Consider the following 17013-nt stretch of genomic DNA (forward strand, 5'->3'; position numbering starts at 1 on the left):
TCTTCGAGTCTTCTGGATCAAAAAAAACCGGCTACGAACTCTCTGTATGTCCAGCGAGCCACAAGCTGAACTGATTTATTTTTTATGGCCTACCCCAGGATCGCTTTTAAATCCGTCTCCGGAGTATCTATGGGTTTGATATCGAAGGTGCTAACAAGAAAATTAAGCACATCCGAAGAGATAAATGCCGGAAGCGATGGCCCTAAGCGTATGTCCTTTATACCAAGGAACAACAGGGTGAGTAATATTGCCACGGCTTTCTGTTCATACCAGGAAAGGACCAGCGACAAGGGGAGATCGTTGACTTCACAGTCAAACGCCTTGGCCAAGGCAACTGCAATTTGAATTGCTGAGTAGGCATCATTGCATTGGCCGACATCCAAGAGGCGGGGAATGCCGCCAATATCACCCAAGTCTTTATCAAAAAAGCGAAACTTACCACAGGCCAGGGTCAAAACAACGCAGTCGTCAGGTACTTGTTCAACAAACTTGGTAAAATAGTCCCGACCTGGTTTGGCTCCGTCACATCCTCCGACGAGGAAAAAGTGACGAAGGGCTTTGGATTTCACGGCCTCAATGACCTTATCGGCAACACCAAGCACACTGTTACGGCCAAAACCGACCAAAACCTGACCGTTATCAACATCATCAGTAAATCCTGACATACTCAATGCCATATCGACAACCTGAGTATAGTCTTTGTCGTTGATGTGTTTTACGCCTGGCCACCCCACAAGACCGTTTGTGAAGACTCTATCCTTATAGTCATCACGCGGTTTCTGGATACAGTTCGTCGTGAAGAGGATCGGCCCGGGAAAGTTCGGGAATTCTTTCTGTTGATTCTGCCAGGCCGTACCGTAGTGACCATAGAAATGGGGATATTTTTTTAACTCGGGATATCCATGGCACGGTAACATCTCGCCATGAGTGTAAATATCGATCCCTTTCCCCTCGGTTTGTTTTAACAGAAGTTCAAGATCATGCAGATCATGGCCGGTAATGAGAATGCATTTGTTTTTACGGTGTCCGAGAGGAACAGGGGTGGGGACAGGATGACCATAGGTTCCGGTGTTGCCTGCGTCTAACAACTCCATAGCCCGTAAATTGATCTCACCAGCCTTCATCACCAGGGCTACTCCATCATCCATAGGTAATTTGGGAGTGAGTAACATGACCAAGGCCTCATAGCAAAAGGCAGGGATCGCTAGATCTTTCTGGCCAAGGATTGCAGCATGATCAGCATAGGCACCAATGCCTTTTAAGCCAAACAAAACTGTCTGTTTTAACGACCGAATGTTGTTGTCTTCATCAAGGTTATTGAGGAAGTCCAGAGCCTTGCCTTGTTCCGCCAAATCGGCAACTGATCCTGTTGGGATAAAGGAAGCTGGAGCTTCCTTAAAATCGGTCTTGCCTCCAGCGCTCGCAACTTTGGCTTTCATTGCTTCACGAAGCTCAACGGATCGGTTGATCAGCTCAACAAATCGGTCAGGATCAAAATCAACATTGGTTAAGGTGGAGAATATTGCCTCCAAGATGAAAAGATCCGTGTCCTCGTCAACTATGGAGAGCTTACGTCCTTCCAAAGCGTACAAAGACAACCCTTGCAGAGAATAGATTAGAAGATCCTGAAGGTCTGCCACCTCCTCATTCTTGCCACAAACACCAACAACAGTACAACCGATACCCTTCGCCGTTTGCTCACATTGATTGCAAAACATCCGTCTTTCCTCCTCGGTGAGTATTTGTCACGTCGTGATTGGATTTTTGGCCATTAAACAACGATTTTTTTATTATAGGGCATTGCCTCGGTGAAGCCAAAGGCCAGATTTACCCCAGTAAAATTTTAGAAAATTGAATGATTCTTTCTCTAAATTATTCAGAAGATAGGATCTCGCCCTCAGGCAACTGGAACAAGGGTACACTCTTTCTTTTCATTTTCTTTGATCTAAATCAATTTATTGTGTGCGCGATCCGGTTATCGTGCTGCGAAAGGTGCTCTCTTTCCTTTTCAGGGAGCAAGCTTCGATGTAGGGCAAAAAAACATTTCCCCAACACAGGGCGAACCAGGCTAACAGGCACAAAGTTACAAGGAAAATTTTATGAGACTTCATTATCTGCAACACGTCCCTTTTGAGGGGCTAGGGAGTATCGAACATTGGGCCGTTTCTTCCGGGGGCCAAATTTCATGTACAAGGTTATATGCCGGTGACCGGCTTCCAGCTTTGGTCGATTTTGATTATCTCGTGGTCATGGGGGGGCCGATGAATATTTATGAGGAAGCCAAGTACCCCTGGCTTGCTCGAGAAAAAGAGTTTTTGCAGGAGGCTGTAGCCGCCGATAAACCAATCTTGGGAATCTGTCTTGGTGCTCAGCTGATTGCCGATGTTTTAGGGGCTCAGGTCTATAAAAATACAGAAAAAGAAATCGGTTGGTTCCCCATCAACATTGCTCAAGAGGCTCCCGAAGAAATCCGCAGCCTGTTTCCGGTCGACCTCCGGGTTATGCATTGGCATGGAGACACATTTAACCTGCCCAAGGGTAGTGTTTTACTGGCCAGGTCTCAAGCCTGCCCGCACCAAGGGTTTATATATAAAAATAGGGTGATTGGCCTGCAGTTCCACCTGGAAACGACCAAGGAAAGCCTCCAAAGTCTTATCGACCATTGTGCGGATGAAATTATAGAAGCTCCATTCATCCAACAGCCCGATGAGATGCAACAGGATCAAAGCCGATTCCTTGCAATCAATTCGGTGATGAGCGGACTCCTCAATTACTGGACTCGATAAATTGATAGATCTGTCGCCTTTGTCTCTAGGAGTGAAGCATGTCTACAAACGCATTTTTTCATCAAAATATCAGTAAAATAAGAAGAGTCGTCCAAGCATCATTCGGGCTGTTCACCCTTTTCATAGGATATCGATTTTTTCTCTTCTACCAATGGACTCAGGATCAGGGACAGTATGTTGCCAGGCCACCAGGGGTGGAAGGATTTTTGCCGATCTCAGCCCTGCTGAGTCTCAAGCGATTCATCCTCACCGCCGAATTTGACCCCATTCATCCGGCTGGTTTAGTCATTTTCATGGCTGCATTAACAATTGGCTTATTGGCCCGAAAGGGGTTTTGCGGTTGGATTTGCCCGGTAGGGTTTCTGAGCCATCAGGTTCAATGGATAGGGGCAAAATTCAAAATCCTCCGGAAGGTCCCTGTTTGGTTGGCTCTTCTTCTCAGCAGTATCAAATATTTGTTCCTCGGATTTTTCCTCTACATCATCTGCTGGAAGATGGATGTGGCAGCAATCGCATCCTTTTTGCAAACCCCTTATAATCTGGCGGCAGACGCCAAGATGCTCCAGTTTTTTCTGTCTCCATCACACCTGACCTTGGCCATCCTGATTTCTTTGGTCGTTCTCTCTTTTGTCATTGCCAACTTCTGGTGTCGATTTCTCTGTCCCTATGGAGCCCTGCTTGGCTTGCTCGCCTTGGTGAGCCCGCTGCAGGTCAACCGTGAGAGCAAGACATGCATTGACTGCCGGAAATGTGATGCCCGGTGTCCAGGTGGCATTAAGGTCAGTCAGAAACATACCGTCCGCTCTCCTGAGTGTGTCGGCTGTCTTGAATGTATTGCCATCTGCCCTCAGAAGGAGTGCCTCACTCTGCAAGGGGCGGGCAGAAAGGTCGGGTCTTGGCTCCTTCCTCTCTTGACCGTGATTATATTTCTCGGTTTTTGGATTGGAGCCAATTTCAGTGGTCACTGGCAAAGCCAGGTCTCTCCCGCTACGTTCAAGCAGATGTACCAGGTGGCTGAAAAAATTAGTCACCCAACAACATACTGATAATCGATACCACTCTTGACACTACCATAGCCCGCGCTTAATGTGAAAGTAAATTCACATGGAATGCTGCGATGACCACAGAAAAAGTTGCCACTGACATACGAAAAGAACAGATCGTTGAAGCTGCTCTCCACATTTTGAGCGATACCGAGGTTAAAAAATTAAAGATCAGCGGTATTGCCGCCCAGCTTGGTCTGGCTCCCTCAGCGCTTTATCGGCACTTCAAGAACAAAGACGCGATTCTCGGTGCGATCCTCGAGCACATACGGGATAAGATGTATAAAAATGTGGAGATTGTCCGGAAAAATAATGAAAACGCCATAGACCGTCTTCGTGAATTACTCCGTTTACATGAAGGCCTGATTTGTCAGAATCAGGGAATCCCTCGCATCGTTTTTTCAGACGAATTGTGGGGGCAGGAAAGAATTAAACGCCAAAGGATGTATCTTATTATCCGTGGTTATTTGCTTGAACTGGAAGCAATAGTTCGTGAGGGACAGAAAAAGGGCGAGATTCGTCCTGACCTGGAACCCGCTGCTGTGGCACGGATGTTTTTTGGCATTGTGCAACCAGCAGCACTCCTTTGGCATATGAGTGAGGGGGATTTTGATGTCAAAGGCCATTTTATCGCGGCTTGGCCACTCTTTCACCTCACATTGGTCACAAAGTAATCAGATATGTGCCTCAGTTCATTCATCTGATCACACGTTTCCGGATCAACTTTTCGAAGTTGTTTTTTTTAGGCCTTTTATGTGAATTTATTTTCACATAAGAACTGCTGGTAACCCTTGGAGCAGGAAACTTGATTGATGCACTACCGTCACCACCGTGCAATCGAGTTACCCGCAGAACAACACTCCAAACCAGCAAAGTGACAAACATAGTACCGGGATGAGAGCGACGTTCTCCTGTCCCCCAATTCCTCAAAGAGGTGTTCTTATGAAGAAAATGAGCCTGAACGACACAAGAGTATTTGAACAAGGAATGACACGGTTTTTTCTCGTTGAAGACTCGCCGTATTTCAAAATTATCAACTTCAACCTCTCGGCAGGTCATACCTTTCCGGTGCACTCGCATGACCTCGACGGTGAACTCTCAATTCTTGTTATCGAGGGGGACGGTTTTTTTCTCGGCAAAGATGGAGCGGAACTACCCGCTACAACGGGAGACATTCTCATTTCTGAAATACGGGAGCCCCATGGTGTCCGCGCAGAAAGCGATATGCGCATTGTGGTTACCATCGCTCCACCAATTTAAATTTTTTGGCTTATTTCGAGGAAATTGACCTAAGTCAAGGCCGTCATCCTGACAATGGGGCAACATAGCCCCCAGAAGAACACAATCGAGCAAATAAAAGAGTCATTTTAGCAATATTGCGAACGCAAGGAGGAACGCTATGTTTTGTAACCAGTGTGAACAAACCATCCAAGGAATCGGCTGCACCAAAATGGGTGTCTGCGGAAAAAAAGAAGACGTCGCAGGGCTTGAAGATTTACTAACGCATGCGGTACAGGGCCTTTCCATCGTTGCCCATGCGGGACGCCAGGTGGGGGTTGTTGACAACAAAATAGACCGTTTCACCAGCGAAGCTATTTTTTCATGTTTGACCAACGTCGATTTTGATCCGGCCCGATTCGAAGTCTGGATCAGGGAAGCCGTCACCTTGCGTGAGGAACTCAAGGCCAAGGTTCAAGCCGCTGGCGGAACAGTCGATAGTGCAGCCGCCGCCCTGAACTTTACGCCTGCTGATAGCCTGGCTGGCCTTGAAGAGCAGGGCAGGGCGCTCAATTTCATTCCCTCGCTTGACGCCAATGAGGATCTGCGTTCCCTGAAGCAAATTATCCTGTACGGTCTGCGCGGTCTTGCCGCCTATACCGATCATGCTGCCATTCTCGGCCAGGAAGATGAGATGGTCTACGCCTTCATCCATGAGGCCATGGCAGCGATCACAGGGGAAATGGGACTCAACGATTTGGTGGCCATGGCCCTGAAGACTGGAGAGGTCAATATAAAGGCCATGGAACTCCTCGATGCCGGGAACACCGGAACCTACGGGCATCCGGTTCCAACCGAAGTTCCCTTGGGGCATATCCCCGGCAAATGTATCCTCGTTACCGGCCATGATCTCAAGGATCTGGAGATGCTGCTCAAGCAAACCGAAGGCAAAGGGATCAATATTTACACCCATGGTGAAATGCTGCCCTGTCACGGGTATCCAGGATTGAAGAAATACTCCCATTTCTATGGCCACTACGGAACCGCCTGGCAGAATCAGCAGAAAGAGATGCCTGAATTCCCCGGAGCCATTCTTTTCACGACAAACTGTATCCAGAAACCACTCGATTCGTACAAGAACAATGTATTCACCACCGGCCTGGTGGGATGGCCTGATGTTGCCCATGTAGCAGGGAGTGGTGAGAAAGACTTCAGTGCAGTGATTGAGAGAGCCTTGGCCTTGGACGGGTTCACCGATGAGCTGGACAAAGGCAGTGTTCTGGTGGGATTTGCCAGAAACACGGTTCTTGGAGTCGCTGACAAGGTCATTGAGGCGGTGAAGTCCAAAGCCATTCGTCACTTCTTCCTCGTCGGAGGATGCGATGGTGCCAAGCCTGGACGCAACTACTACACGGAGCTGGTGGAGAAGGTTCCCGAGGATTGCATGGTCCTGACCCTGGCTTGCGGTAAATTTCGATTCTTTGACAAAAAGCTCGGTGATATCGGCGGAATTCCCCGGCTGTTGGATGTTGGCCAGTGTAACGACGCTTATTCAGCGGTCAAGATTGCCATGGCCCTGGCCGATGCCTTTGAGTGTGGAGTCAATGATCTCCCCTTGTCGCTGGTCCTTTCCTGGTACGAACAAAAGGCCGTGGTTATCCTGCTGTCCCTCTTTTCCCTGGGCATCAAGGAAATTCGTCTCGGACCCAGTCTTCCGGCATTCGTCACTCCGAATGTGCTGAATGTCTTAGTGGAGAATTTCAGCATCATGCCCATCTCCACTCCTGACGAAGATTTGAAAGCTATTCTTGGATAAACGGTAGACCTTAAGAAGCAAACAAGCCCGACATGGCCCAATGGGCATCTCGGGCTTGTTTTTTTCAACATTCAGGACGGAAACTATGAAACAGAACCCGACTTCCTCAGCCCCAGACATCCCACTGGAAATCGACATTTCTGACGAGGATATCTATACCGCCATGCAGGAAATTCATGGCTACTTGGATATCACTGCCGCTGATTTTAAATTGCTTTATCGGCACGCTTACCAGCATGCTCTTGGTCGTTTGCAGTCAATAATGGTGGGAGAGCTTGCCAGCCGTCAGGTGGTGACTGTGTCGACCACTACCCCTCTTGTTGAAGTCGCCCATAAAATGGCCGCTGCCACTATATCCGGCGTCCCGGTCCTTGATGAAAAGGAAAAGGTGGTCGGGATAGTTTCGGAACGAGATTTTTTCAAGCAGATGGGAGGAGCAAACCGGTCTTTTATGGATGTGGTCACTTCTTGCCTGCAAGGAGGCCAATGTGAAACTGCCTCCATTCATCAGGCAACGGCAGCCAATATCATGAGCACACCCGCCATAACCATTGCAGAAGACGACCTTTCCATTGCGGCAGCGGCTATCCTTCAGGAAAATGGAATCAACCGTTTACCGGTATTGGCCAAAGGCAGTGATGTCCTGGTAGGTATTTTAACGAGGTCTGATCTGGTAGGTGGTCACATTATGCGCACCAGGAGGGCCTAATGAACTATTTCGGAAAAATGAAAGGGTTTACCAAAAGTCCCCCAAGGCCACCTCTCAGTGAAGTTTTCTGGTCCTGGCTTGGTGCGTTTCTTGGTATCTCAGCCGTTTCCTTCAGTCATTTTAATCTTCTTGCCCAGAGCGACCTGGTCATGATTATCGGGAGCTTTGGTGCATCCGCTGTACTTATTTACGGGGCCATAAAAAGCCCCCTGGCACAACCCAGGAATTTACTCGGTGGCCATATCATTTCTGCGGTTATTGGTGTTTTCTGCTACCAGACCTTTACCAATCAACTGTGGCTTGCTGCTGCGCTTGCCGTCGCGACCGCCATCGCTGTCATGCTCGTCACTCGTACCTTGCACCCCCCTGGTGGCGCTACAGCGTTGATCGCGGTTATAGGCAGCGCCAAGGTGCATGCCCTTGGTTATTTGTATGCTATAATCCCTGTGGGATTAGGGGCGACCATTATGCTGGTGGTGGCTCTGCTGGTCAATAACCTCTCATCAAAACGGCAATATCCTGAATATTGGTTCTGACGGGAAGCTTTCAGGAAATGGTTCCTGATTCTTGACAAGAAAACGGAGGAATGGAATATGAGTTTTCAGGTAAAAAACAACGTTTATTGGGTTGGAAAGATTGATTGGGAATTACGAAGATTTCATGGGGAAGAGTATTCGACCCATCGTGGTTCAAGTTACAACCCATACCTGATAAAAGATGAAAAGACGGTCCTGATTGATACCGTATGGGGAAAATATTCCAATGAATTTATAGAAAATCTGCAAAAGGAGATCCCGCTCGACAAGATCGATTACATTATTGCCAATCACGCCGAATCAGATCACAGCGGTGCCCTGCCGGAACTGATGAGCCATATCCCCGATACGCCAATTTACTGCACTGCTAATGCCGTCAAATCCCTGAAAGGCCATTATCATCAAGACTGGAATTTCCAGGTTGTCAAGACAGGCGACACACTCCAGTTAGGCTCAAGAGAGCTTATCTTCATCGAAGCTCGAATGTTGCACTGGCCAGATAGCATGATGAGCTATCTGACAAAGGATAATATCCTCTTTAGTAACGATGCCTTTGGCCAACATTTTGCGTCGGAGTTAATGTACAATGATCTAGTAGACCAGGCGGAGTTGTACCAGGAAGCCATAAAGTATTATGCCAATATCCTCACACCATTCAGCGCCTTGGTTGACAAAAAAATCAAGGAGGTCCTTGGGCTGAATGTGCCCGTAGACATAATCTGTCCGAGTCATGGTGTAATCTGGAGGGATGATCCTTTGCAGATCGTCAACCAATATGCACGATGGGCAAACGACTATTCCGAAAATCAGATTACGATTCTCTACGACACAATGTGGGATGGGACCAGGAAAATGGCTGAGGCCATTGCTCAGGGAATTACGGAAATCGACAAGACTATCACTGTAAAACTTTTTAATGTCGCTAGGTCAGATAAAAATGATCTGATTACAGAGGTTTTTAAATCCAAAGCTATTCTTGTAGGGTCACCGACGATCAATCAAGGCATTCTTTCTGCTACAGCGGCTATTCTGGAGGAAATGCGAGGCTTGAAATTCAAAAATAAAAAGGCGGCTGCTTTTGGGTGTTACGGTTGGAGTGGTGAGTCAATAAAGATGATTTCCGATAGGCTTAAGGAAGGCGGGTTCCAGTTGATGAATGATGGTATTCGCGAACAATGGAATCCGGGTAATGAAGCGGTTGATAATTGCGTGCGTTTTGGAAAAAGCATCGCTTTGGATTTTCGATAAAACAGAATGGTCAATTATAAGTATGAGCGAGGTCATTGTTATAGGGGCCCGCAGAAAAAGGGTAGAGTCGAGGTACGGCAGTGCTCTTTGTCCTGATAGGCTCGGTCGGGGATAAAAGTCACCAGAATTTGTAAATGCTTGATATACCATCGCTGATAGTACTCATCAGGGAGGATCATTGTGCAGGTACACTTGACCAAGCGATAGATCACTTATTGCGTCCGCTAGACCACTCACTGTTACGGGTTCAGAGGAACATCAAGCAGCGTAAGTGCCACATTCGCTGCCCGCTTTGAAGCACCCGGTCCACCGAGTCGTTCATGTACCTCGGAAAATCCGGCGAGCATGGCCTTGCGCTCGGCAGAATCTGTGATCAGCGGTTCGAGTTCCTTGGCTATCCTCTCGGGAGTGACTTCGTCCTGCAGAAGCTCGGGGATAATTGCACGCTTGCCTATGAGGTTAACCAGGGAGAAAAACTTAATCCCACGTATGAGCAAACGTCCCAGCCGGTAGGTCATAGGAGAGACGCGATAGGTTGCCACGGTCGGGATGCCGAGAATTGCCAGCTCAAGGAGCACGGTGCCCGAAGCAGCCACAGTTGCCTCGCAAGCGGCCATCATAGAGTACCGGTCTTCGCTGATGAGGCGAATATCAAGCTCTTGCTGTGCTTGCGAAAGGCCCTGCTCATCAAGCAGTTCCTGGCTGACAGTGGGGGCCTTGGGGAGCAGAAAGGTAAGGTCCGGATGTTTGCTGGCAAGCAACTTTGCCGCCTGGAGAAAAATCGGTAGGAGAGAGGATATCTCTTTTCTACGACTTCCCGGAAGCAGGCCAACCAGGGGCTTCTCACTGGCAATACCCAGCTCTTGACGAAACGTGTCCACGCTTTTCTGTGGTTTGACCGTGTCCATCAAAGGATGGCCGACAAAGTCCACCTCGTAGCCGTACTGTTTATAAAAATCCTGCTCAAAGGGGAGAATGACGGCGACACGGTCAGTGAGTCGGGCAATAGCGTGGACTCTTCGTTTCCGCCAGGCCCAAATTTGAGGGCTGATGTAATAAAGAACAGGAATACCCAGTTTTTTAGCCTGCCGGGCAAGCAGGAGGTTGAAATCCGGGTAGTCAATCAGAATAAGCAGGCCAGGCCTGTGTTCGCGCATGCGGGTCAAGAGGGTTTTGCGCGCGGTAAGAATATCGCCCAGATGGGCAATGACCTCAAAGGCACCCACCACAGCAATAGAGGCCGCGTCCCAGAGAAGCTCCACTCCCGCTTCCACCAGTGCTGGACCGCCCATACCGGAAAAATGGAGTTCGGGCTCTTGCTCTCGCATAGCCCGAACAAGGTTGGCCCCGTGCATATCGCCCGAGGCCTCCCCGGCCACAATCATGACTTCCCGTGTGGATTGCATCAGATGAATCAGGCTTGTCCCAAGTAGGCCAACAGGTCTGTCTTGCCTTCACTGACTAATATTTCTGCGACCTGCTTGCGGTTTTCTTTGATCTGCTCAACGACCTTCAGGGCCACGTCCAGGGCGCGACGGCCCTGCTCACCGGTGACCTGGGGCAGGCTACGATCAGAAACATGATCAATGAAATCACGTAACTCAAGCTCAAGGGCATCCTGATCCTGAAAACCCGCCTTTTCAATTTGGGGGATGGGCGTGGTACCTGGTTCACCTTTTTTCAGGCGCACGGACATCACCTCTTTTTTGCCGAAATCCACCGAGAGATACTGGCCTGGCTGAAAGATGCGCATACGTCGCATGTTATCCATGGAGATGCGGCTTACTGTGATGTTGGCGGTACAGCCGTTTTCAAAGATAAGACGGGCGTTAGCGATATCGGTGTGTTTGGTTACAACCGGAGATCCGGCGGTTGTGATGGACTTGAGTGGCGAGTTGACGATGGAGAAAACAATATCAATATCGTGGATCATCAGGTCAAGGACCACGTCGACGTCCGTGCCCCGGTCTTTAAAGACAGCAATACGGTGGGCCTCAATAAAGAGCGGGTGAGTGAGCATGGGCTTGGTGGCAATGACCGCCGGGTTGAACCGCTCCAGGTGGCCAACCTGAAGCAGACATTTGTTTTCTTTGGCTAAGCGGATCAGATCATCGGCTTCCTCAAGCGTGGTGGTAATGGGTTTTTCCAGCATCACATCGACCTTCGCTTCAAGGCAGGTCCGGGCCACTTCGTGGTGGAGACTGGTGGGCACAGCGATTGAGACCGCATCCACCTTGGAGAGTAATTCGGTATAATCGCTGAACCCTTGCGTACCGACTTCCGTTGCTATCTCCTGGGCGCGTGCATCACTGGCATCGGCGACACCGACAAGCTCAACATGTTCCATGGCCGCATATTTCTGGGCGTGGAAACGTCCAAGATAGCCAACTCCAATTACTCCAACCTTAATTTGTGTACTCATAATAATCCTTTAGGGAGCATGAGGAAAACATCTCCACGCCAGCCCTTTTGATCTCAGATACCGAGATACGCTTTTTGAATAGCGGTGTTGCTTAACAGCTCTGCCGCCTGATCCTGCATGACCACTCGTCCGTTTTCAAGGACATAACCGCGATGGGCTGTCTGCAATGCCAGGTTGGCATTTTGTTCGACGAGAAAGATGGTCGTGTGTTGTTCTTGATTGATTGTCCGAATAATATCAAAAATCTGTTTGGTGATTAAAGGCGCAAGTCCCATAGAGGGTTCATCCAAAAGCAGAAGCCGTGGCCGGGACATAAGCGCCCTGCTGATGGCCAGCATCTGCTGTTCGCCCCCGGAAAGATTCCCTCCCGGCTGATGACGACGCTTGGCCAGGATGGGAAAGAGCTGGTAAATATACTCCAGGTCCTGGGCGATTCCTTTGCTGTCTCTACGCAAAAATGCTCCCATGTCCAGGTTTTCTGTCACGGTGAGCTCTGGAAAGATATGCCTGCCTTCCGGGACCTGGCAGAGCCCAAGCTTGAAGATCTCATCAGCCGCCATTGCACTGATATCCCGGCCCTCGAAGAGGATGGATCCGCTACGCGGGGGAACAATGCCGCTGATCGCCATCAGGGTGGTCGATTTTCCCGCTCCGTTCGCTCCAATCAGGGTAATGATTTCCCCCTGATTGACACGCAGACTCACCCCATGCAAGGCCTGGATGTTGCCATAGAAGACGTCGATGTTCTTTATTTCAAGCACGAACATCCTCCTCACCCAGGTAGGCTTTGATCACTGCTGGATTGTACCGGACCTCATCGGGAGTACCTTCAGCGATTTTTCGGCCGTAATCCATAACAAAAATGTGATCCGACAAGGCCATGACCATTTTCATGTCGTGCTCTATCAGCAAAATAGAGAGCCCGTCGTCCTTGATCGAGAAAATCAGCTCGTTGAGCTCAAGGGTCTCCTGTGGGTTCATGCCCGCAGCCGGTTCATCGAGCAGGAGCAGGGTCGGCTCTGTGGCGAGTGCACGGGCAATTTCCAGCCGCCGCTGCGCTCCATAGGGGAGGTTTTTGGCAAAGGTATTTGCCTGATCAGCCAAGCCGATTCGTTCTAATAAAGCAAAACTTATGCCGATGATATCCTCTTCTTCGCGTAAGGTGGCAGGGTCGCGAAAGATTGCTCCAAATATTTTTGACCTGGTGCGGCAATGACGACCGATCATTACATTTTCAAGCACACTCATGTTGCTGAAAAGACGAATGTTTTGAAATGTTCTGGCCAGGCCGAGTTCTGTAACCTTGTTGGGTTTGAGCCCGTTGATCCGCTTGCCTCCCTTGCCCTGGTGGTTCAGGAGGATCGTGCCACCTGTCGGTGTGTACATACCGGTAAGGCAGTTGAAAAAGGTGGTTTTTCCCGCACCGTTCGGGCCGATTAAAGCCACAATTTCACCAGGATGAATGCGCAGGTTTACCTGATCCAGGGCGCGTATGCCGCCAAAATCCATGGTCAGGTCTTCAACGGAGAGTAGTGGTTCCATGGGTGTGTCAAAAATGCAACAAATTAGCGTTTGAGTGTGTAGGTTCGGCGCACAGTGCTGATGATTCCCTGAGGGCGAAAGATCATCATCAACACGAGAGTGGCTCCAAAGACCAGCATGCGATAATCGGAAATCGCACGAAGGTATTCAGGCAGCAGGATCAGGATCAGGGCGCCAAGGATGATACCGATAATAGAGCCCATCCCCCCCAGAACCACCACACAGAGAATAATGGCTGATTCCAGGAAAGTGAAGCTTTTGGGGCTGACATAGGTGTTTTGGGCAGCGAAAAAGACGCCGGCCATGCCAGCCCAAAAGGCACCCAGAGCAAAGGCGGTCAGCTTGGTTCGGGTTTTATCGATGCCCATGGCCTGACAGGCGATGTCGTCTTCGCGCAGGGCAAACCAGGCCCGACCGATGCGGGAATTCTGCAACCGATTGACAACGAAAATAGTGAAGGCAACCATCAGCATCATCAGGTAGTAGGTGTAGATGATGGATTGATTAAGGCTCAAGTCCAGGCCAAAGAGACCGGGACGGGGAATATTGGATATGCCTGAGGGGCCATGGGAAAATTCACTCCAGTTTTCAAGAACCATGCGAATGATCTCACCAAATCCCAGGGTAACAATAGCCAGATAGTCGCCGCGCAGACGCAGCACAGGGAAACCCAAAAGAACACCAAAAAGAGCGGCCAGGAGCCCGGCAACAGGTAAAACCGTCCAGAACCCAAGGCCAAAATGAAGGTTCAACAGAGCGTAGGAATAGGCTCCTACTGCATAAAAGGCGACGTAACCAAGATCAAGAAGGCCAGCGACGCCCACCACGATATTCAACCCCAGACCGAGAACAACATACATCAGTGCGGTCGTCATGATGGTTGTCTGGTAGGTGGAAAATTGGGTAGGAAAAAGAATAAAAAAGAGGAGCACCAGGCTCAGAAGAGGTAGGTACACCATTTTATGATGCAGGTGTGTACGGATCCGGCTGCTCAGCCGAGAATTCTTGAGAGAAGCGTCCTCTTGCTTTTTTTGAACCAGCAGACGGCGGCCACTTCTCAAGGCAAGAGTTGCCACAAAGCAGACTCCGCCAATGATAAACATGTTGTTCCAGCGCCAGATAATGGTGTCTTCAATGGTGTTGACCTTGATTACCAGTAAAGGGAAGGTGAGAAACATAAACCAGAGGCCGATGAGAAGGGCCTGTCGTACATCTTTGGCTGTAAGCATCACCCGTTCCTCCTTACACCTTTTCAATAGTCGCCTTGCCCAAAAGACCGGCAGGTCTGAAAATTAAAATCAGTACCAGAAGGGAAAAAGCAAAGACATCTTCATAGTCGCTGCTCACATACCCGGTGGCAAAGGCTTCGGTGAGCCCCAGGATATAGCTGCCAAGCACCGCGCCGGGTATTGAACCGATTCCTCCCAGTACAGCAGCGGTGAAAGCTTTGATGCCGGCAATAAAACCAATGTAGAGGTTAATCTGGCCGATATGCGAGGCGATCAGCACTCCTCCAAGCGCAGCCAGTCCACTGCCAATGATAAAGGTGATGGAAATGATGCGATCCACATTAATGCCAAGCAAAAGGGCCATCTTTTTATCCTGGGCCGTGGCTCGCATGGCTTTGCCGGTACGGGTATACTTAATCAGCAGCATAAGTCCAATCATGCCCAGGGCAGAGACAACCAGAATAACCAGGTCTGTTGAGCCAACAATCCCTGCGTAAGGCTCTAAAAAATCGAATTCTGGAATCAGAGCAGGGAAGGGGAGGTAATCGGCAGTTTGAGCAAGCTGTACATAGTTTTGCAGAAAGATCGACATGCCGATAGCTGAGATAAGCGGCGAGAGTCTCGGCGCATCGCGAAGAGGCCGGTAGGCAATTTTTTCCATGGTGTACCCGTAAGCTGCGGACCATATTATAGCGGCCAGAGCTGCGAGAATCAGGATGGCGGGTAGGGGGAGGCCAAGATAAGTAAGGACTGAGGAGGCGATGAGCGCAGTAAAGGCGCCGATCATATATATTTCACCATGGGCAAAGTTAATCAGGCCGATGATTCCGTAAACCATGGTGTAGCCCAGGGCAATCAGGGCATAGATGGAGCCACGGGTGAGACCACTGAAAGTCAGTTCAATAAAATATTCCATGGGGGCATAGCAGTACAAGCAGCCTATGAGGGATGGTTTGAGTGGTTGATTTCATCAATCTGAATCCGTGAAACCGGGTGAATACTGAGCAGTAAATTATCCTGAACAAAAAGAATTTATGAGGGCTCACTGACTCAGGAGTAAAAAAATAAATGCCTGAAACCGACGAGCGATTCCAGGCATACATAGACATGGAAAACCGGCTTACTGTACCTGTACGTATTTCCCCTCTTGCACCTGATAGATGGAAAATCCGATGCCAATGGGATCGCCTTTGTCATCGAATTTAATTTTGCCAAATGGGGTGTCCACCTCTTCATTATGCAGGGCTGTGGCAACGGCTTTGGGATCGGTTGAGCCAGCCTTGGCTATGGCGTTGGTCAGGGCAAGGGTTGCTGTCACTGCGTTGTCAAAAAAGGCACCAGGCTCCTTTCCTTCACTTTGTTTGAATTTCTCACGATACTCGATACCAATGGGGCTTTGTGATACATCCGCAGGACCTGTTGCGTAGACACCTTCGGCGTATTTCCCGGCAACCTTGATGAAGGTGTCATCTTTTACACCATCATCAGAGATAAACGGGATACTGAGTCGTTTTTGGCGCATACGGCTGACGATCTTGGATGCTTCGGGATGATACCCTCCAAAAATCACAGCATCGGCCCGGAACCGTTTTATCTTCTGAACAATTGCCGAGTAATCCGGCGCGCCTTGAGTCACTCCTTCAAAAAGTACGACTTTTGCTTCACCTGAGTCCTTTATGAACTTAAGAGCATACTCAGCAAGTCCCTTGCCGTAATCCGCTTTGTCGTGGATAACAGCGATTTTTTTAGCCTTCAGCGTATGTAAAGTGAAATCGACCACATAGCGGGCCTGGACAGCATCCGAACCGATGGTGCGGTAAAAGTTGGGGTAGTCACCACTTTGGGTCAGATCCGGTGTGGTTGCAGAGGGGGAAATAGCGATCACCTTGGCGTCACGGTAGATGGGAAGTGCTGCCTTTGTGGCACCGGAGCAAATGTGTCCAATGACCACTTTAACACCAGAAGAGACCAGTTTGGTCGCGGTACTGGTGGCTATCTCAGGTTTACAGGCCTCGTCTTCGATCAGGAGTTCAATCTCGCTGCCGTTGATGCCGCCATTTGCATTAATATCTTTGACAATCAGTTGAGCGGCTTTTAAAGTCGGCAAGCCGTAGCTGGCAAGATCTCCACTGTGGGCACCGGCAACTCCGATTTTAATAGGCTCTCCCGCAAACGCCAGGGCAGTGGCAAAGGCAACAGCAGCACAAATTGAAACTATCTTGAATGTTTTCAGCATGAAAATACCTCCTTTTAACGTAGCTCGTCAGTATACAAGACAGCCGTAACAACGAATACCCGTGGGGTGGCATCATCTCCTGCGGTGTACAAATGTGACAAAAGATGTCTCCTCAAGACCTGCTAGCTGGTCTGGTCTTGGGAGCGACGGCGGGGGAATCGAATGCGGCAAGGCGTTCGTATTTGTAATTTTTTAGAACTTTTTTTTACTCTACTGAGATTATTTTGC

Annotated in this window: 16 protein-coding genes; 8 read left to right on the forward strand and 8 right to left on the reverse strand. The window is 49.3% G+C overall.

What is annotated here, in order from left to right; translation table 11 throughout:
* Positions 1–89: 89 nt before the first annotated feature.
* Entirely contained in the window at positions 90–1718 is a 1629-nt protein-coding gene (hcp, locus tag JWJ90_RS06185) for a hydroxylamine reductase (RefSeq protein ID WP_205226328.1), read from the reverse strand.
* Between the two features lie 381 nt (positions 1719–2099).
* On the opposite strand from hcp (JWJ90_RS06185), the gene JWJ90_RS06190 reads away from it, so the two are divergent.
* From JWJ90_RS06190 to JWJ90_RS06225, 8 genes are all read left to right on the forward strand, one after another.
* Positions 2100–2786 (forward strand): type 1 glutamine amidotransferase, encoded by a 687-nt coding sequence (locus JWJ90_RS06190; RefSeq protein WP_205226329.1) that lies wholly within the window; start codon positions 2100–2102, stop codon positions 2784–2786.
* 38 nt (positions 2787–2824) lie between these two features.
* Positions 2825–3832, forward strand: a complete 1008-nt coding sequence (locus JWJ90_RS06195) for a 4Fe-4S binding protein (RefSeq protein ID WP_205226330.1) — start codon at positions 2825–2827, stop codon at positions 3830–3832.
* A gap of 71 nt (positions 3833–3903) precedes the next feature.
* A complete protein-coding gene (locus JWJ90_RS06200; RefSeq protein WP_205226331.1) occupies positions 3904–4503 on the forward strand; it encodes a TetR/AcrR family transcriptional regulator in 600 nt (199 codons plus the stop codon).
* A gap of 268 nt (positions 4504–4771) precedes the next feature.
* Positions 4772–5089 carry a cupin domain-containing protein gene (locus JWJ90_RS06205; RefSeq protein ID WP_205226332.1) on the forward strand — a complete coding sequence of 106 codons (318 nt, stop codon included), beginning with the start codon at positions 4772–4774 and terminating at the stop codon, positions 5087–5089.
* Positions 5090–5228: 139 nt separating this feature from the next.
* Positions 5229–6863, forward strand: coding sequence for a hydroxylamine reductase (gene hcp, locus JWJ90_RS06210; RefSeq protein WP_205226333.1), 1635 nt, complete (start codon positions 5229–5231; stop codon positions 6861–6863).
* Between the two features lie 85 nt (positions 6864–6948).
* Positions 6949–7572, forward strand: coding sequence for a CBS domain-containing protein (locus tag JWJ90_RS06215; RefSeq protein ID WP_205226334.1), 624 nt, complete (start codon positions 6949–6951; stop codon positions 7570–7572).
* Positions 7572–8108 (forward strand): HPP family protein, encoded by a 537-nt coding sequence (locus JWJ90_RS06220; RefSeq protein ID WP_205226335.1) that lies wholly within the window; start codon positions 7572–7574, stop codon positions 8106–8108. Before JWJ90_RS06215 ends, JWJ90_RS06220 begins: the two co-directional genes overlap by 1 nt.
* Positions 8109–8165: 57 nt before the next feature.
* Positions 8166–9356: an anaerobic nitric oxide reductase flavorubredoxin gene (locus tag JWJ90_RS06225; protein WP_205226336.1), complete on the forward strand. Its 1191-nt coding sequence runs from the start codon at positions 8166–8168 to the stop codon at positions 9354–9356.
* 239 nt (positions 9357–9595) lie between these two features.
* Here the strand turns inward: JWJ90_RS06225 and lpxB are convergent, their stop codons facing one another.
* From lpxB to JWJ90_RS06260, 7 genes are all read right to left on the reverse strand, one after another.
* Positions 9596–10762 (reverse strand): lipid-A-disaccharide synthase, encoded by a 1167-nt coding sequence (lpxB, locus tag JWJ90_RS06230; RefSeq protein WP_205226337.1) that lies wholly within the window; start codon positions 10760–10762, stop codon positions 9596–9598.
* Positions 10763–10770: 8 nt separating this feature from the next.
* Entirely contained in the window at positions 10771–11778 is a 1008-nt protein-coding gene (locus JWJ90_RS06235) for a Gfo/Idh/MocA family protein (RefSeq protein WP_205226338.1), read from the reverse strand.
* 53 nt (positions 11779–11831) lie between these two features.
* Positions 11832–12539, reverse strand: a complete 708-nt coding sequence (locus JWJ90_RS06240; protein WP_205226339.1) for an ATP-binding cassette domain-containing protein — start codon at positions 12537–12539, stop codon at positions 11832–11834.
* Positions 12532–13320 carry an ABC transporter ATP-binding protein gene (locus JWJ90_RS06245; RefSeq protein ID WP_205226340.1) on the reverse strand — a complete coding sequence of 263 codons (789 nt, stop codon included), beginning with the start codon at positions 13318–13320 and terminating at the stop codon, positions 12532–12534. Before JWJ90_RS06245 ends, JWJ90_RS06240 begins: the two co-directional genes overlap by 8 nt.
* Before the next feature lie 23 nt (positions 13321–13343).
* Positions 13344–14549 (reverse strand): high-affinity branched-chain amino acid ABC transporter permease LivM, encoded by a 1206-nt coding sequence (livM, locus tag JWJ90_RS06250; protein WP_205226341.1) that lies wholly within the window; start codon positions 14547–14549, stop codon positions 13344–13346.
* A gap of 13 nt (positions 14550–14562) precedes the next feature.
* Positions 14563–15465, reverse strand: coding sequence for a branched-chain amino acid ABC transporter permease (locus tag JWJ90_RS06255; protein ID WP_205226342.1), 903 nt, complete (start codon positions 15463–15465; stop codon positions 14563–14565).
* 204 nt (positions 15466–15669) lie between these two features.
* Positions 15670–16785: a branched-chain amino acid ABC transporter substrate-binding protein gene (locus tag JWJ90_RS06260; RefSeq protein WP_205226343.1), complete on the reverse strand. Its 1116-nt coding sequence runs from the start codon at positions 16783–16785 to the stop codon at positions 15670–15672.
* Between the last annotated feature and the right edge of the window lie 228 nt (positions 16786–17013).

The sequence above is a fragment of the Desulfobulbus rhabdoformis genome (assembly GCF_016919065.1).
In the GTDB taxonomy this organism is placed as follows: domain Bacteria; phylum Desulfobacterota; class Desulfobulbia; order Desulfobulbales; family Desulfobulbaceae; genus Desulfobulbus; species Desulfobulbus rhabdoformis.

Coding starts and splice junctions, on each gene's coding strand:
- hcp (WP_205226328.1), bottom strand. CDS start 1,718: ATGTTTTGCAATCAATGTGAGCAAACGGCGAAGGGTATCGGTTGTACT.
- JWJ90_RS06190 (WP_205226329.1), top strand. CDS start 2,100: ATGAGACTTCATTATCTGCAACACGTCCCTTTTGAGGGGCTAGGGAGT.
- JWJ90_RS06195 (WP_205226330.1), top strand. CDS start 2,825: ATGTCTACAAACGCATTTTTTCATCAAAATATCAGTAAAATAAGAAGA.
- JWJ90_RS06200 (WP_205226331.1), top strand. CDS start 3,904: ATGACCACAGAAAAAGTTGCCACTGACATACGAAAAGAACAGATCGTT.
- JWJ90_RS06205 (WP_205226332.1), top strand. CDS start 4,772: ATGAAGAAAATGAGCCTGAACGACACAAGAGTATTTGAACAAGGAATG.
- hcp (WP_205226333.1), top strand. CDS start 5,229: ATGTTTTGTAACCAGTGTGAACAAACCATCCAAGGAATCGGCTGCACC.
- JWJ90_RS06215 (WP_205226334.1), top strand. CDS start 6,949: ATGAAACAGAACCCGACTTCCTCAGCCCCAGACATCCCACTGGAAATC.
- JWJ90_RS06220 (WP_205226335.1), top strand. CDS start 7,572: ATGAACTATTTCGGAAAAATGAAAGGGTTTACCAAAAGTCCCCCAAGG.
- JWJ90_RS06225 (WP_205226336.1), top strand. CDS start 8,166: ATGAGTTTTCAGGTAAAAAACAACGTTTATTGGGTTGGAAAGATTGAT.
- lpxB (WP_205226337.1), bottom strand. CDS start 10,762: ATGCAATCCACACGGGAAGTCATGATTGTGGCCGGGGAGGCCTCGGGC.
- JWJ90_RS06235 (WP_205226338.1), bottom strand. CDS start 11,778: ATGAGTACACAAATTAAGGTTGGAGTAATTGGAGTTGGCTATCTTGGA.
- JWJ90_RS06245 (WP_205226340.1), bottom strand. CDS start 13,320: ATGGAACCACTACTCTCCGTTGAAGACCTGACCATGGATTTTGGCGGC.
- livM (WP_205226341.1), bottom strand. CDS start 14,549: ATGCTTACAGCCAAAGATGTACGACAGGCCCTTCTCATCGGCCTCTGG.
- JWJ90_RS06255 (WP_205226342.1), bottom strand. CDS start 15,465: ATGGAATATTTTATTGAACTGACTTTCAGTGGTCTCACCCGTGGCTCC.
- JWJ90_RS06260 (WP_205226343.1), bottom strand. CDS start 16,785: ATGCTGAAAACATTCAAGATAGTTTCAATTTGTGCTGCTGTTGCCTTT.